The 15,134-nt window shown below is 69.5% G+C and carries 14 protein-coding genes and 1 tRNA gene; 13 read left to right on the forward strand and 2 right to left on the reverse strand.

Annotated features, from left to right (window positions below; genetic code table 11):
• Positions 1–188: 188 nt before the first annotated feature.
• A complete protein-coding gene (locus J2X34_RS17530) occupies positions 189–1,007 on the reverse strand; it encodes an HAD-IB family hydrolase (RefSeq protein WP_114721374.1) in 819 nt (272 codons plus the stop codon).
• Between the two features lie 556 nt (positions 1,008–1,563).
• Here J2X34_RS17530 and ssd point away from each other — a divergent pair.
• Genes ssd through J2X34_RS17565 form a run of 7 tightly spaced genes read left to right on the forward strand, consistent with a single transcriptional unit; the run spans position 1,564 to position 6,301 of the window.
• On the forward strand, positions 1,564–2,721 hold the full coding sequence (ssd, locus tag J2X34_RS17535; RefSeq protein WP_114721049.1) for a septum site-determining protein Ssd: 1,158 nt from the start codon (positions 1,564–1,566) through the stop codon (positions 2,719–2,721).
• Between the two features lie 5 nt (positions 2,722–2,726).
• Positions 2,727–3,914 carry a TadA family conjugal transfer-associated ATPase gene (locus J2X34_RS17540; RefSeq protein WP_397484641.1) on the forward strand — a complete coding sequence of 396 codons (1,188 nt, stop codon included), beginning with the start codon at positions 2,727–2,729 and terminating at the stop codon, positions 3,912–3,914.
• Positions 3,911–4,717, forward strand: a complete 807-nt coding sequence (locus J2X34_RS17545) for a type II secretion system F family protein (protein WP_114721047.1) — start codon at positions 3,911–3,913, stop codon at positions 4,715–4,717. The genes J2X34_RS17540 and J2X34_RS17545 overlap by 4 nt, the downstream gene beginning before the upstream one ends.
• Positions 4,717–5,328 (forward strand): type II secretion system F family protein, encoded by a 612-nt coding sequence (locus J2X34_RS17550; RefSeq protein ID WP_114721044.1) that lies wholly within the window; start codon positions 4,717–4,719, stop codon positions 5,326–5,328. Before J2X34_RS17545 ends, J2X34_RS17550 begins: the two co-directional genes overlap by 1 nt.
• A gap of 60 nt (positions 5,329–5,388) precedes the next feature.
• Positions 5,389–5,592 carry a DUF4244 domain-containing protein gene (locus tag J2X34_RS17555; protein WP_114721041.1) on the forward strand — a complete coding sequence of 68 codons (204 nt, stop codon included), beginning with the start codon at positions 5,389–5,391 and terminating at the stop codon, positions 5,590–5,592.
• Positions 5,589–5,948, forward strand: coding sequence for a TadE family type IV pilus minor pilin (locus tag J2X34_RS17560; protein WP_258557807.1), 360 nt, complete (start codon positions 5,589–5,591; stop codon positions 5,946–5,948). The genes J2X34_RS17555 and J2X34_RS17560 overlap by 4 nt, the downstream gene beginning before the upstream one ends.
• Positions 5,945–6,301 (forward strand): Rv3654c family TadE-like protein, encoded by a 357-nt coding sequence (locus J2X34_RS17565; RefSeq protein WP_174907899.1) that lies wholly within the window; start codon positions 5,945–5,947, stop codon positions 6,299–6,301. Before J2X34_RS17560 ends, J2X34_RS17565 begins: the two co-directional genes overlap by 4 nt.
• Before the next feature lie 5 nt (positions 6,302–6,306).
• On the opposite strand, the gene J2X34_RS17570 is transcribed toward J2X34_RS17565, so the two are convergent.
• Positions 6,307–8,673 (reverse strand): DEAD/DEAH box helicase, encoded by a 2,367-nt coding sequence (locus tag J2X34_RS17570; protein ID WP_114721036.1) that lies wholly within the window; start codon positions 8,671–8,673, stop codon positions 6,307–6,309.
• Positions 8,674–9,049: 376 nt separating this feature from the next.
• Here J2X34_RS17570 and J2X34_RS17575 point away from each other — a divergent pair, with 376 nt between their 5' ends.
• The 6 genes from J2X34_RS17575 (at position 9,050) to J2X34_RS17600 (ending at position 14,962) form a co-directional block, all read left to right on the forward strand.
• Positions 9,050–9,253: a cold-shock protein gene (locus tag J2X34_RS17575; RefSeq protein ID WP_005515803.1), complete on the forward strand. Its 204-nt coding sequence runs from the start codon at positions 9,050–9,052 to the stop codon at positions 9,251–9,253.
• Between the two features lie 177 nt (positions 9,254–9,430).
• The gene (locus J2X34_RS17580) at positions 9,431–10,015 is read left to right on the forward strand and encodes a hypothetical protein (protein ID WP_114721033.1); all 585 of its coding nucleotides are present in this window, start codon (positions 9,431–9,433) and stop codon (positions 10,013–10,015) included.
• Positions 10,016–10,159: 144 nt separating this feature from the next.
• Entirely contained in the window at positions 10,160–13,066 is a 2,907-nt protein-coding gene (gene topA, locus J2X34_RS17585) for a type I DNA topoisomerase (RefSeq protein WP_174907901.1), read from the forward strand.
• A 35-nt stretch (positions 13,067–13,101) separates the two neighbouring features.
• On the forward strand, positions 13,102–14,289 hold the full coding sequence (locus J2X34_RS17590) for a DNA polymerase III subunit delta' (RefSeq protein WP_114721027.1): 1,188 nt from the start codon (positions 13,102–13,104) through the stop codon (positions 14,287–14,289).
• A 60-nt stretch (positions 14,290–14,349) separates the two neighbouring features.
• Positions 14,350–14,422, forward strand: a tRNA-Thr gene (locus tag J2X34_RS17595).
• Positions 14,423–14,764: 342 nt separating this feature from the next.
• Positions 14,765–14,962 carry a hypothetical protein gene (locus J2X34_RS17600; RefSeq protein ID WP_031939866.1) on the forward strand — a complete coding sequence of 66 codons (198 nt, stop codon included), beginning with the start codon at positions 14,765–14,767 and terminating at the stop codon, positions 14,960–14,962.
• Positions 14,963–15,134 lie beyond the last annotated feature (172 nt).

The following is a 15,134-nucleotide window of genomic DNA, read 5'->3' on the forward strand; positions in this document are numbered from 1 at the left end:
CAACGCTTCTGCCCTTATAGTGGCTTGCTGCTTCGCGTGGGTGCCTGGTGTCCGTGCTGGGAAGTCCGTTTGGGGGATCGATCCTTCTCTTCCGGATCGGTCCTGGCCTGTCGGCCTTCCGTAACTCCTTTGTACCCCGTGCTCCGACCCACTTCAAGTGGCAATTTTCCTTTGTGGCAGATGCGCGTTCATCGCTTCCGGCGTCGCATGCTGTAGGTGAACACGCCCGCGACGGCGGCGCTCGAGAGCACCGCCGCGGCCGCCGCTACGGTGGTGCGTGACGGCGACTGGAGCCGGGCGCGCAGCGAAACCGGATTGGAGAAAGACAATACGGGCCAAGCGCTTTCGGCGGCTGCTTTTCGCAGAGCCCGGTCCGGATTGACCGCGGTCGGGTGGCCGACGGCCTGCAGCATGGGTATGTCCGTCACCGAATCCGAGTACGCGTAGCACCGCGACAGGTCGTAGCCGTGCCGGTCGGCGAGCGCGTGCATCGCCTCGACCTTGCCGTCGCCGTAGCAGTAGAACTCGAGCTCGCCGGTGTACCGGCCGTCCTCGACCACCATGCGGGTCGCGGTGCTGTGCGTGGCGCCCAGGGCCTCGGCGATGGGCGCCACCACCTCCTCGCCCGACGCCGACACGATCACGATGTCGTGGCCGCGGAGCTTGTGGTCCGCGATGAGATCGGCCGCCTCGGCGTAGATCAACGGATCGACGATGTCGTGCAACGTCTCGGCGACGATGCCGCGGATCTGCTCGACGTCCCAGCCGGCCGTCATATTCGTCAGATGCGTACGCATCCGCTCCATCTGGTCGTGGTCGGCGCCGGAGAGGAGGAAGAGGAACTGCGCGTAGCTGCTCTGCAACACCGAGCGGCGGGTGATGAGCCCCTGCGCGAAGAACGGCTTGCTGAACGCCAGTGCGCTCGATTTGGCGATCACGGTCTTGTCCAGATCGAAGAACGCGGCCACGCGGCCGCGTTCGGTGAGTTCGCTCGGGGAGGCGTTCACCTGACCGAGGATAGGCGAGGGGCTGCGCGCCGCGATCGACGACACGGGATGTGGCGGGGCGGGCGGTGAGGTCTAATCGGACGTTCCGGGCGGGCCTGCGAATTGATGAACTTGCAAATAAACCTGGATCTGGGTGTATTATTGCTTCTACCTGGACGCGATCCAGGCGTGTTCAGCCCGACCCCCCGGGGCTGAACTCTGACGACCCCCGCCTCCTCCCCCCCTGGCGGGGGTCGTCCCCTAACTTCTCCTTTCCCGGTTCGAACTCGCGGTGATGACGCGCGCTCGCCGTCCGTCCGCGGTTCCAGATCCTGTGGTTCACCAAGGTTTCCGTCCGGCGTTATCCGGGGCATTTTCGCAGCGTTCCGTCGGGATTCCCGGGTTCCCGGCGTGCGGCCGCGGGCGGCAATCCGCTGCCGGGCGCGGTAATTCGGCCTCATCCGTGCCGATCAAAAAATCGTACGTCTGTACCAGAATTCATCCACAGCCCCCGATTCTGTGCACATTCCCCGAAACCTGCTTTTCTGTCGGGTCGGTGGTGCGCAGGCTTGCTGTCATGGACATCGATTCCCGCGCGCCGTCTGCCTCCGGGCGGCCCGGAGTGCTCGCGTTGGTGAGTGCTCGCGCCGTGGTGCAGACCCTGCGCTCGGTCGCGGCCGCCACCGATCAAACGTTTGACTCGATGTCGGGGCTGCCCGGACGGCGAGCGTGGGAGCAGGCGGACCTGGTGGTGGTGGACACGACCGCGGCGCGGGAGTGCGCGGCGCGACTCCCGCGCCGCGACCGGGTGCTGCTCGTCTGCGACGGTCCACCCACGCTGCCCGACTGGCAGGCGGCCACGGCGGTCGGTGCCGAGAGTGTCCTCGGCGTCCCCGAAGACGAGGCCGCGCTCGTGACGGTGTTCGGCGATCGGGGTGCTGGACGGCAGGGCGACGGCACCGTCGTCGCGGTGATCGGCGGCTGCGGTGGCGCCGGCGCCTCGACGCTCGCGGCAGCCGTCGCGGTCGAATCGGTCGGGTCCCGGGCTCCCCGGCGGACACAGCGGCACGGGCCCGGAAGGACCACCGCATCGTCGACCTCGTCGACGATCCTGCTGGACGCCGACCCGATGGGCGGGGGAGTGGACCTGCTCCTGGGTCTCGAGAACGCGCCGGGGCCGCGGTGGTCGGGCCTGACCGTCGAGGGCGGGCAGGTCTCGGCCGAGGCCCTGCACGCGGCGCTGCCGTCGCCCCGTCCCGGCGTCGGTGTGCTCGCGTGCGACCGCGGCCGCGCCCACGTCGCTGGGCCCACGCCGGCCGCGGTGACGGCAGTTGCGGAAGCCGGCCGCCGGGCCGGCGAACTGGTGGTGTGCGACATCCCTCGGCAGGCGTCGGCGGCCAGCGACAGTCTGCTCGACATCGCCGACATCGTCGTGGTCGTGGTGCCGGCCACGGTGCGGGCGGGTCTGGCGGCCGAACGGGTCCTCGCACGGATCGCCGAGCGAAACCCCAATCAGGGCATCGTTGTTCGGGGTCCTGCTCCGGGCGGACTGCGCGGCGCCGACCTCTCCGAGACGCTCGGGGTGCCGTTGATCGCCGCGATGCGACCGGAGTCACACCTCGATGCGATGCTCGAACGGGGCGGACTCGACCTCGGCTCCCGGTCTCCGCTGGGCGCGGGGGCGCGCGCGGTACTCGACCTGCTCGGCGCCCGGCCGGTGCGGTGGTCCGCGTGAACGCGGTGACTGCGGTCAACACGCTCGAGTCCACCGATCTGCTCGAGCGGGTGCGTGACCGCCTCGCGCTCACCGAGGGCGAGCTCACGCCGGCGACGGTGGCGGCGGCCATCCGCGCCGAATCGGGTGGGGTCCTCGGGGACACCGACCTGCTGGCCGCGCTGCGGATGTTGCAGACGGAACTCACCGGCGCGGGCCCGCTCGAGGCGCTGCTCGCGGTGCCCGGTGTCGCGGACGTCCTGGTGACGGCGCCCGATGAGGTGTGGATCGACCGCGGCACCGGACTCGAGCGGACCGCGGTGACCTTTCCCGACGAGGCCGCGGTCCGGCGGCTCGCGCAGCGGCTGGCACTGTCCGCGGGGCGCCGTCTGGACGACGCGCAGCCCTGGGTCGACGGACGCCTTCCGTCGATCGGCCACGGCGACTTCGGGGTTCGCCTCCATGCCGTGCTCGCGCCGGTCGCGCAGGGCGGCACCTGCGTCTCGCTGCGGGTGCTTCGGCCCGCGACCCAAGGGCTCGACGAACTCACCGCAGGCGGTGCGGTGGACCCTGCGGCACGCGCGCTGCTCGACGCGATCGTGCGGGCGCGGCTCGCGTTCCTCGTCACCGGCGGAACCGGTGCCGGCAAGACCACCATGCTCGCGGCCATGCTCGGACAGGTCGGTGCCGCGGAGCGGATCGTGTGCGTCGAGGACGCCGCCGAACTCGCACCCGCGCACCCGCACGTGGTCCGCCTGGTCGCACGCGCACCGAACGTCGAGGGGGTCGGCGAGGTCACGGTGCGGGACCTGGTCCGGCAGTCCCTGCGTATGCGGCCCGATCGCATCGTCGTCGGTGAGGTCCGTGGTGCGGAAGTCGTCGACCTGCTCACCGCGCTCAACACCGGCCACGACGGCGGCGCCGGGACGGTGCACGCCAACTCTCCAGGGGAGGTCCCGGCGAGGCTCGAAGCTCTCGCGGCGCTCGGTGGGCTGGATCGGCAGGCCCTGCACAGTCAGCTGGCCGCAGCCGTCCAGGTGGTGATGCATGTCCGGCGGGATGCGTCGGGAGGCCGCAGGCTCGTGGAAATCGGGGTCCTGGAACGGGATTCGTCGAGCGTCGTTCGCGTCGTCCCGGCGTGGACGTGGGAATCCGGCGTGGGACCGGGGTACCGGGCGTTGCGCGAGCTACTGGACGCCAGGTGTGCGCAGTGATCGCGGCGATACTGTGCCTGGCGGTGGCGATTCTGGCCGCCCCGAGCGGAAGCACGCGTCGGAGGCTGCGATCGATGTCGTCGGTCATGCCCAAGCCCTCGACTCCGTCGTGGATGTCGCGGCTGAGGCTCTCGCCGTTCGATCTCGCGCTCGCAGGGTGCATTCCGCTGGCCGTACTGGGCACGCCGACCGCCGCAGTCGCGGCGGCGGTCGGGGCGGCCACTGCGCGGGGACGCCGCCGCCGGCGCTCCGCATCGGCGCACCGGGAGCGGGAACGACGGAGCGTGCTGGCGGGCCTGGATGTCGTGATCGGTGAGCTGCGGGTCGGGGCGCATCCCGCTGCGGCGTGCGAATCCGCCGCGCAGGAATGCGACGGGGCGGCCGCGGAGGCGTTCCGGAGCGCGGCCGCGCGCGCCCGACTCGGTGGCTCCGCGGCGAGCGGCCTGGTGGCGAACGGGGGCATCGTGGCCGATGACCTGCGGCGTATCGCGGACGCGTGGGCGGTCGCCGAGGCCCACGGTCTCGCGTTGGCCGAGCTTCTCCATGCCGCACGGACAGACCTTTTGGGACGCAGCCGATTCCGTACCCGTGCCGAAGCGGGATTGGCGGGGGCGCGGGCCACCGCGGCGGTCCTGGCCGGGCTGCCGGCCCTCGGAATCGGGCTCGGTCAACTCATGGGTGCGTCCCCGGTGCGGGTCCTCCTCGGTGGGGGCCTCGGCGGCGCGCTGCTCGTGACCGGCACCGTGCTGGTCGCGGTCGGGTTGCTGTGGACAGACCGCATCGTCGGCCGGGTGGTGAGCTGATGTGGCCGGCGTTGATCCTGGTGGCGGCGGCGGTCCTCGTCGTACCCGGATCGGGTCGGGCACGACGGCGGTTGCGGGCGTCCGGGGTGCCGAACATCGGAACATCGAACACCGGAACGGCGGACGTCCACATCCCGAACGCGGGCGCGGCCGGTGGTCCGGCGGACCCGATGGCGGTCGCGGGCGCGTTCGACTTGTTGGCGGCATGCCTCAAGGCGGGGCTGCCGGTGTCGACGGCGGCCGCCGCCACCGCGCGGTCCGCACCGAGCCCGCTCGCGGATTCCTTGCGGCGTACGGCGGATCTGTTGGCGCTCGGTGCCGATCCGGCGACAGCGTGGGATGTCGTGGCGGCGGAACCCGCGACGGAGGCGCTCGCCCGGATGGCGCGGCGGTCGGCGCGATCGGGTGCCGCACTGTCGGCGGCGATCGGGGAACTGGCCGCGCAGCAGCGCGGCGATGCCGAGGACGCCGCGGTGGCCGCGGCAGAGCGGGCCGGCGTCCTCATCAGTGGTCCGTTGGGACTGTGCTTCCTGCCCGCGTTCATCTGCCTGGGAATCGTCCCGGTGGTGATCGGGTTGGCCGGTCAGGTGCTCCAGGGTGGGCTCCTGTGACCGGGGGAGGGGTGTCCGGCGCGGAAGGGCCGTGCCGGAATCGATCGAAAGGGAAGTCCGATGTGGGGGAAGAAGTTTCAGGAGATGCAGGCGCGACTCGTCCTCGCGGCGACTGCGGACGACGGCATGTCGACCGCGGAGTACGCGATCGGCACCATTGCCGCCGCTGCGTTCGGCGCCATTCTCTACACCGTCGTGACCGGAGACTCGATCGTCTCCGCGCTCACCGGCATCATCGACAAGGCGTTGGCCACGTCGGTGTGACGGCGGCCAGGTCCGTCCTGCGGCGGGAGCACGGTGCGGTCACGGTGGAGGCGGCGATCGCGATCGCCTCCATCGTGACCGTGGTGGTGCTCTGTGTCGGGGCGATCGTCGCGGTGTCGGCGCAGGTGCGATGCATCGACGCGGCCCGGGAAGCGGCGAGACTGGCCGCCCGCGACGACCGCGCCAACGCAGTGTCCGTGGCCGGCCGGGTCGCGCCATCCGGTGCGGAGATCACGCTCGACGACGACGGGGAGTTCGTCGTGGCCACCGTGCGGGCGCGCGCATCGCTGCTGCCGCTGGTCGAGTTGTCGGCCGAGGCGGTCGCGGTCCGCGAACCGAGGGTGGCGGACGGGTGACGCGTCTTCGGGAGGACGAGTCCGGCGGTGCGACGGTGTTCGCGTGCTTCGCGCTGGCGGCGCTCGTCGCAGTCACGGCCGGACTCGTACACGTCGGCGGGGCGGTCGCCGCTCGTCATCGGGCGCAGGCGGCCGCGGATCTGGCGGCGCTCGCGGCGGCCTCCGCGCTGTCCGACGGCGACGAATCGCCCTGCGAGGCAGCCGTGTCGATCGCAGTCCGGATGGGCGCCACGGTGCCGAAGTGCACGGTGAGCGGCTGGGACGTGGTGGTCGGGGCGGAGGTGCGGGTGGGATCGGTGTCGTTCGTCGTCGGCCCCGCTCGCGCAATTGCGCGGGCCGGACCGGCCGAGTGAGCGCGTCAGGCCACCGTGCGGTCCGGGTCCACCGCCGCCAGCACCGCGGCGAGAACCCGGACCGCGCCGTCCTTGTCGAGCGGATGGTTGCCGTTGCCGCACTTGGGGGAGTGCACACACGAGGGGCAGCCGGCGGCGCACTCGCACGAGTCGATCGCGTCCCGGGTCGCGCTGAGCCAGCGGACCAGTTCGGCGTGGCCGCGGTCGGCGAACCCGGCCCCGCCGGGGTGGCCGTCGTAGACGAACACCGTCGGCAGGCCGGTGTCCGGGTGCAGCGCCGTCGAGACGCCGCCGATGTCGCCGCGGTCGCACGTTGCGACCAGTGGGAGCAGCCCGATCGCGGCGTGCTCGGCGGCGTGCAGCGCGCCGGGGACGCGATCGGCACCGATGCCCGACTCCTCCAGCAGTTCCGGTGTGATCGTGTACATCACGGCCCGGGTCTGCAGGGTCTGGGCGGGCATGTCGAGTTCCACCGAGTCCAGCACCTCGCCGGACGACAGCCGGCGCAGGTAGCCGACCACCTGGTGCGTCACCTCGACCTGCACCAGCGCGACGCCCACGTCGCCGTACGGCTTGTGTTCGGCGACGTCGCTGATCGCGATGTCCGTGATCTCGCGGGCCGATGTGGTCCAGTCCGGATCCTCGGAATGCACCAGGGCAATGCCCTCGTCGAGATCCAGATGGTCCACGACAAACGACTCACCCTGGTGGATATGGACGGCCCCCGGGTGCGCGGTCGCCGGGGCGCGGCCGGTGTCGACGGTGCCCAACAGTCGCCCGGATTCGCCGTCGACGATGGCGACCTGGCCGCCGATGCCGCCGCGAATGTCGAGGTTGCTGTGCGGATCGGACTCGGCGGTGACGAACCAGCCGTGCGCCCGACGCCGGATCAGGCCCTGCGCGGCCAACTCGGTCAGCACTTCCGTCCCGCCGAAGTCGGTGACCTCGGCATCGGACAACGGCAGCTCCAGCGCCGCACACAACAACTGTGGGCCGAGGACGTACGGGTTGGTCGGGTCGGTCACGGTCGCCTCGACCGGACGATTCAGCAGCGCCGACGGGTGGTGCACCAGATAGGTGTCGAGTGGGTCGTCGCGCGCGACGAGCACCACGAGCGATCCCTCGCCGCGCCTGCCGGAACGCCCGGCCTGCTGCCAGAACGAGGCGACGGTGCCGGGGAAGCCGGCGACGACGACGGCGTCGAGTCCGGCGATGTCCACCCCGAGTTCGAGAGCGTTCGTCGTGGCGACGCCGAGTAGCCTGCCGTCGGCCAGCGCGGTCTCGAGCTCACGGCGGTCCTCGGCGAGGTATCCGGCGCGGTAGGCGGCCACGCGCCCGGCCAGGTCCGGGTCGATCTCGGTCAGCGCTCGACGGGTGCCCATTGCGGTGAGTTCCGCGCCGCGGCGCGACCGGACGAAGGTCAGCGTGCGGGCGCCTTCGACGAGCAGATCCGCCATGATGCGCGACGCCTCCGATCCCGCGGCCCGTCGGACCGGTGCGCCGTTCTCCCCGGTGACCGAGGTGAGCAGCGGCGGCTCCCACAGCGCGATGGTGCGGGGCCCGTGCGGTGAGCCGTCCTCGGTGACCTCGGCGCACGGGGCGCCGATGAGCCGAGACGCGGCCGCGCCGGGATCGGCGGTGGTCGCGCTGGCGAGGACGAACACCGGGTTCGCTCCGTAGCGTGCCGCAATGCGACGCAACCGACGCAGCACCAGGGCGACGTTGGATCCGAACACGCCGCGATAGGAGTGACACTCGTCGACCACGACGTACCGCAGATTGCGGAACAGGTGCGACCAGCGTTGGTGTGAACGCAGGATCCCGATGTGCAGCATGTCCGGGTTCGTGAAGATCCAGCGGGAGTTCGCCCGCGCCCACTGGCGGACCTCGGTCGGGGTATCGCCGTCGAAGCCGCTCGGGTGGATCGACCCGAGTTCGGGTTCGGACTCGGTGAGCGCGATCGCGGCGCGCAACTGATCGGCGCCGAGTGCCTTGGTCGGGGACAGATACAGCGCGGTCCCGCGGGAATCGCCCGCCAGGGCGGTGAGGACCGGGAGTTGATATGCCAGCGACTTACCGGACGCGGTACCCGTCGCGACGACGACGTGTTCGCCGGCCGCTGCGATCGAGGCCGCCTCGGCCTGATGGCTCCACGGTTGTGGAATACCGGCGGCCCGCAACGCGCGTACTGCGGCATCGGCAGCCCACTCGGGCCATTCGGCGAATCGGGAAACCCGCGGCGGAAGTTCGGCGGTGAACGTCAGAGGTTGTTCGCCCGCCGGTGTACCTGCCAGTACACGCTCGAGAAGTGTCCGCCCGAACGAGTTGTCGCCGTTTTCTCCCGTGTCGCGGGAGTGGGGCGAGGGGTTCACGGGGCCTCTTCCGGAATTGTCGTCGGTCGGCGTCCTGGGCGCGTTGCGCGCGCTGGACCTGCGGTTTTGATCCTATCCGCGGCCGGGGCTGGGTGTTCGGGAGGGGTGTACCCGACAGTAGTTGGAGTGGCACTTGGTGCAAGATCAACTATTTGCAGTTTTTGTTCGTCTTTCGACTGTTGCGGGCGCGTCGGACGTGGTTGACTATGACCTGGTCGCAGCTTCTGTGTTCGTTTAAACGCCCGCAGGATCGATGTTGCGAGCGCGGTGCTTATGCGTTCCTGAGGGGGAATCGAGAAAGTACAGCGGTCGGAACCGGCCCGATGGACCGGAAGTGCTGTCCATCGAATCCGGTGTAAGAAAGAGAAGGAAAAGCATGGCACAGGGCACTGTGAAGTGGTTCAACGCGGAAAAGGGCTTCGGCTTCATCGCACCCGAGGACGGCTCCGCTGACGTCTTCGTCCACTACTCGGAGATCCAGGGCAGCGGCTTCCGCACCCTCGAGGAGAACCAGCGCGTCGAGTTCGAGGTCGGCCAGGGCACCAAGGGTCCGCAGGCCACCGGCGTTCGCGCGATCTGATCTGTTCACCAACTGAACGATTGATTCAAGGCCGGTCCTACTGACCGCTGCCTGACTCGTCCCCTGTCACCGGCAACGGTGGTGGGGGACGAGTTCGTTGTGGGGTGATTCCCCGTCCCGCGTGGCAGATGCGCGATCCGCGGGAATGATGCGGGATCTTGGCCTACTGTCCACCTTGTGGCTCAGCTGTCGTTCTTCTCCGCCGAGTCGGTGCCGCCTGCGGTCGCCGACCTCGGTGGCCTGCTCGCGGCGCAGGGGCAGGTGGTCACCTCGAAGGAGGGGGCCCGGGTATCCGTCGTTGTCGACAGCAGGTGGCGGGCCGAGGCGATCGCCCAACTGATGCGGGACGCAGGCCTGGACGCCGAGATCAGTACATCCGAGGAGGGGCGCCCGCTGGTGCGCACGGCCCCGGTTCCGCAGCTGGCGGATCTGGCGACGCAGTGGACACGCGGCGCCGTCAAAGCGGTACCGGACGGTTGGATTCCGGGATCCCGGGAGCAACGAGCGTGGGTACTGGCATCGGGACGGGTCGAGGCGGACGGCCAGCGTTACGTGCTCGGCCTCGACCCGCACGCCCCCGACACGCACGTGGTGCTCGCCCAATCGCTGATGCGGGCGGGGGTGGCGCCGACGATCGTCGGAATTCGGGGGGCCTCCCCGGGATTGCGCATTTCGGGTCGAAGACGGCTCATGCATCTCGCGGAGAACATCGGTCTGCCGCCCGACGATGTCGATGCCCGACGTAACTGGCCGCACATTTGAGCGAACGGAGCGGGACGGATATGCGCGTTCATCTTCCTGGTGTGACACCCTGTAACTGACCGGACCCGGTATAACGGGGGCGGAGACGAGATTCGCATCAGGTGCGCAGCGGCACTGATCGAGCATGAAAGGTGCGGACAGCTGGTGGCATCACGGGAGAAGAGCACGGCGGACGGAGCGTCCGCCACGCGCCGCCTCGTCATCGTCGAGTCACCGACGAAGGCCAAGAAGATCGCGCCCTACCTCGGCAAGAATTACGTCGTGGAGGCCTCGGTCGGGCACATCCGCGACCTGCCGCGTGGCGCCGCCGACGTACCCGCGAAGTACAAGGGTGAGCCGTGGGCCCGGCTCGGTGTGAACGTCGACCACGACTTCGAGCCGCTGTATGTGGTCAGCCCTGAGAAGAAGTCGAAGGTCACCGAGCTCAAGAGTCTGCTGAAGGACGCCGACGAGCTCTACCTCGCAACCGACCCCGACCGCGAGGGCGAGGCCATCGCCTGGCATCTCCTCGAGACGCTCAAGCCCAAGATCCCGGTCCGTCGGATGGTGTTCCACGAGATCACCGAGCCCGCGATTCGCGCGGCCGCCGAGGACACCCGCGATCTCGACAACGATCTGGTCGATGCGCAGGAGACTCGCCGCATCCTCGACCGTTTGTACGGCTACGAGGTCAGCCCGGTGCTGTGGAAGAAGGTCATGCCGCGGCTCTCGGCGGGCCGTGTCCAGTCTGTTGCGACGCGCGTCATCGTGCAGCGCGAACGTGAACGGATGGCGTTCCGGTCGGCGTCGTACTGGGACATCTCGGCCACGCTCGACGCGGGCGCCGAAACCAGCCCCCGCAACTTCGGTGCGCGTCTGGTGGCGGTCGACGGCGCTCGTGTCGCGGCCGGTCGTGATTTCGGACCCGACGGCAAGCTCAAGTCCAGCGGCGTCACCGTGCTCGACGAGGCCTACGCGCGCCGGCTCGCGGAGGCGCTCGAGGGCGTCGACCTGGTCGTTTCGTCCGCAGAGGACAAGCCGTACACCCGTAAGCCGTACGCGCCGTTCATGACGTCGACGCTGCAGCAGGAGGCCGCGCGCAAGCTGCGCTTCACCTCGGAGCGGACGATGCGGATCGCGCAGCGTCTGTACGAGAACGGCTACATCACCTACATGCGAACCGACTCGACCACGTTGTCGCAGTCGGCGATCTCCGCGGCCCGCGCGCAGGCCACCGAGCTGTACGGCGCCGAGTACGTGCACTCGAGCCCGCGTCAGTACACCCGCAAGGTGAAGAACGCGCAGGAGGCACACGAGGCGATCCGCCCCGCCGGCGACGTGTTCCAGACCCCCGGCCAGCTGCATTCGCGTCTCGACAACGACGAGTTCCGCCTGTACGAGCTGATCTGGCAGCGCACGGTCGCGTCGCAGATGGCCGACGCTCGCGGCACCACTCTGACGCTGCGGATCACCGGCACCGCCGGCACCGGCGAGGAGTGCACCTTCTCGTCGTCGGGTCGCACCATCACGTTCCCGGGCTTCCTCAAGGCGTACGTGGAGAGCGTCGACGAGGAGGCCGGTGGCCAGTCCGACGACGCCGAGTCGCGCCTGCCCGCGCTGACGCAGGGCCAGGGGGTGACCGCCACCAAGCTCGACCCGGACGGCCACACCACCAACCCGCCGGCCCGCTACACCGAGGCCAGTCTCATCAAGTCCCTCGAAGAACTCGGGATCGGCCGACCGTCGACGTACTCGTCGATCATCAAGACCATCCTCGACCGCGGCTACGTCTACAAGCGCGGCAGCGCGCTCGTTCCGTCGTGGGTCGCGTTCGCGGTGATCGGCCTGCTCGAGTCGCATTTCGGTCGGCTCGTGGACTTCGACTTCACGGCTGCGATGGAGGACGACCTCGACGAGATCGCCGGCGGCCGCGAACAGCGCGGCAACTGGTTGTCGGGGTTCTACTTCGGCGACACGGCGGCGGCCGACGACTCGATCGCGCGCGCCGGCGGCCTGAAGAAGATGGTCGGTGAGAACCTCGAGGACATCGACGCACGCGAGATCAACTCGATCCGGCTGTTCGACGACGCCGAGGGCCGCGAGGTCCACGTGCGGGTCGGCCGTTTCGGTCCGTACCTCGAACGCATGGTGCAGAACCCGGACGACCCGGACGGCGATCCGATCTCGCAGCGCGCCAACCTGCCCGACGACCTGCCGCCGGATGAGCTCACCCCGGAGTACGCGGAGAAGCTGTTCTCGACCCCGCAGGAGGGACGCAAGCTGGGCGTCGATCCGCTCACCGGGCACGAGATTGTCGCGAAGGAGGGCCGTTTCGGCCCGTACGTGACCGAGATCCTGCCCGAGCCCGCCCGGGAGCCGGAGCCGGACATCGTCCCGGTCGAGACCTCAGCCGACGGCACCGTCAAGACCAAGGCCGCCGCGAAGAAGGCACCGGCAAAGAAAGCCGCGAAGAAGGCTGCCGGCCCCAAGCCGCGCACCGGCTCGCTGCTCAAGTCGATGGATCTGGAGACCGTCACGCTCGAGGATGCGCTGCGCCTGCTGTCGCTGCCGCGCGTCGTCGGTGTCGATCCCGAATCGAAGGAAGAGATCACCGCGCAGAACGGCCGCTACGGGCCGTACCTGAAGAAGGGCACCGATTCTCGTTCGCTGGAGAACGAGGAACAGATGTTCACGGTGACCCTCGAGGATGCGCTCAAGATCTATGCCGAGCCCAAGCGGCGCGGACGCCAGGCTTCGGCGGCGGCCCCGCTGCGCGAACTCGGCAACGATTCCGCGACCGGCAAGCCGATGGTGATCAAGGACGGCCGCTTCGGCCCGTACGTCACCGACGGCGAGACCAACGCCAGCCTGCGCAAGGGCGACGAGGTCGAGTCGATCACCGACGAGCGCGCGTCCGAACTGCTGGCCGACCGTCGGGCTCGTGGTCCGGTGAAGAAGAAGGCCGCGGCGAAGAAGGCGCCGGCCAAGAAGGCTGCCGCGAAGAAGACGGCGGCCAAGAAGGCGCCCGCGAAGAAAGCTGCGGCGAAGAAGACCACGGCCGAGAAGCCGTGACCCGACTCGTCGGCACGGATCGTTAGGCTCGGCGCGTGGCGGGTGTATTCGATCGACTGGTCGGCCAGGAGCATGTCGAGGCCGAGCTGACGGCTGCCGCCACCGCCGCGCGCGGGGGCGACGCCGGCTCGCGGATGACGCACTCGTGGCTGTTCACCGGCCCGCCCGGCTCCGGCCGCTCGGTCGCGGCGCTCTGCTTTGCGGCGGCACTGCAGTGCACCTCCGACGGCGCACCGGGCTGCGGCCACTGCCAGGCCTGCACCACGACGATGGCCGGCACCCACGGTGACGTCCGGCGGGTGGTGCCCGAGGGACTGAGCATCAGCGTCAGCGAGATGCGCGGCATCGTGCAGACGGCGTCGCGCCGGCCCAGCACCGGGCGGTGGCAGGTCGTCGTGATCGAGGATGCCGACCGGCTCACCGAGGGCGCCGCCAACGCGCTGCTCAAGGTTGTCGAGGAGCCGCCGGACCGTACCGTGTTCCTACTGTGCGCGCCGTCGGTCGACCCGCAGGACATTTCCGTCACTCTTCGGTCGCGTTGTCGGCACGTTCCGCTGGTGACGCCGTCGGTCGACGCGATCGCCCAGGTTCTGCGCGAACGCGATCAGCTCGACCCCGAAACCGCAGACTGGGCGGCGTCCATCTGTGGTGGCCATGTCGGGCGTGCCCGACGCCTCGCGAGTGACGAGGACGCGCGGTCCCGCCGCAAGCGGGCGCTGTCACTGGCGAAGGCGGCGATGCGGCCGGGCACTGCTTATGCCGCGGCCGAGGAACTCGTCCAAGCCGCCGACCTCGAAGCCAAGGAGCTCACCGCCGAACGGGACGAGCGGGAGACCGAGGAACTGCGGACGGCGCTGGGTGCCGGCGGCACCGGCAAGGGTGCGGCCGGTGCGCTGCGCGGTTCGGCCGGTGTACTCAAGGATCTGGAACGACGCCAGAAGTCGCGGGCCACGCGAACCGGCCGGGATTCGCTCGACCGCGCGCTGATGGATCTTGCGGGTTTGTACCGCGACGCACTGGCCTACTCGTTCGGGTCGGGCGCAACGCCCAACCATCCGGACATGTCCGAGCAGGCCGCAGACCTCGCGTCCCGGGCGTCGCGGGAGGGATTGCTGCGCTGTATCGAGGCGATCCTCGACTGTCGGGAGGCGCTTGACATGAACGTCAAGCCCAAGTTCGCGGTCGACGCGCTCGTGGCGCGACTGGGTGCAGAGTTCGCGTAGAGACCCCGATTTGCTTTCGGGGCGGGGGTACACGCTAGACTCGCACGCGCCGAGAGGCACGCTGCCTTAGCTCAGTCGGTAGAGCATTTCACTCGTAATGAAAAGGTCGCGAGTTCGATTCTCGCAGGCAGCTCCGAAAGGGCCCCTCACCTGGGAAACCAGGTGAGGGGCCCTTTTTCGTCGGTGAGCGCGCATGCCGATCCGGGCTCCGGTGGAGGGAGCGGAGCCGGCCGTGCCCGCCGCGGACGCCATCACCACCGATGCGGTCCTCTGTCGGCGGACAATGGAGTGCACGGGAGGGTCCATTCCCGACAGAAGGGTTGGCAGTGCTGATGGAGATCTTCTGGTTGATCTTGTTGATCGGTGCGCTCGTGATGCTGATCCCGACCGCGAAACGGGCGTTCCGACGAAACGATGACGACTGACCTGTCTGAACCGCTCGACAAGGGGGGTCGAGACCCGCCATGCTCGGAAGGTGAGCGAATCACTGAAGGTCCGCGTCCGGGAGAAGCTGTTGCGGCAGCTGGCGGAGAACGGCGGACACCCGGTCGAGGAGTTCGAGGGAGACGATCCGCGACTCGTCGCGATCGACGGCGACCTGGCCGCACTCGACGAAGTTGCGGAGGACGACCCTCTCGTCGAAGAGTTGGCCGCCAAGTACTGGGTCCCGTAGTCCCTCAGTACGCGATTCGCGGGCCTTTCGGGCCGTTCGGGGCCTCTGACCAGGCGGTTTGGCATTCGGTGACAGCTTCGCGTAACTTATTCCAGGTCAGAGCGACACGGACACCGACCCGGACCTGAGGGACTGGGAAAACGAGGTTGTACGGAGAGCGCCTGGCGAATCT

The organism is Rhodococcus sp. BE178, assembly GCF_050433545.1.
Lineage (GTDB): Bacteria > Actinomycetota > Actinomycetes > Mycobacteriales > Mycobacteriaceae > Prescottella.